General features: G+C 56.5%; 1 protein-coding gene. It reads left to right on the top strand.

Going from position 1 to position 439, the window contains the following annotated elements; genetic code table 11:
* The coding region (locus M977_RS23935; protein WP_157092150.1) for an Ig-like domain-containing protein at positions 1-439 on the top strand (439 nt) is incomplete at both ends.

The following is a 439-nucleotide window of genomic DNA, read 5'->3' as shown; positions in this document are numbered from 1 at the left end:
CCACGCCGATTCTCAGCGGAACAACAGAACCTGATTCCACCATTACCATTAGTGATAACGGCACGGTGATTGGCACATTCCTTGTCGATGGAACGGGTATCTGGAGCTACGCGCCAACGGCTCTGGGTGAAGGCAGCCACAGTTTCACCGTCACCGCCACGGACGCCGTGGGCAACGTCAGCACAGTATCAAATACCTATACCGTGATTGTTGATACCACGCCACCCGCTGTTCCGGTGATTGACGCTGCCGACGATAATGTCGGTGATCTCCAGCAGCCGGTACTCAGCGGCGGTATTACTGACGACACGACCCCCACCTTCCACGGAACAGGTGTCGATGGCGATATCATTAAGCTGTATAACGGCAGCACTTTGCTTGGGACGACTACCGTTGTCGGCGGGGTATGGAGCATCACCCCGACCCCTGCCCTGCCAAA

Source organism: Buttiauxella gaviniae ATCC 51604, from assembly GCF_001654835.1.
In the GTDB taxonomy this organism is placed as follows: Bacteria; Pseudomonadota; Gammaproteobacteria; order Enterobacterales; family Enterobacteriaceae; genus Buttiauxella; species Buttiauxella gaviniae.
The sequence above is the reverse complement of the archived record's forward strand: the minus strand, read 5'-3'. Positions and strand labels throughout refer to the sequence as shown.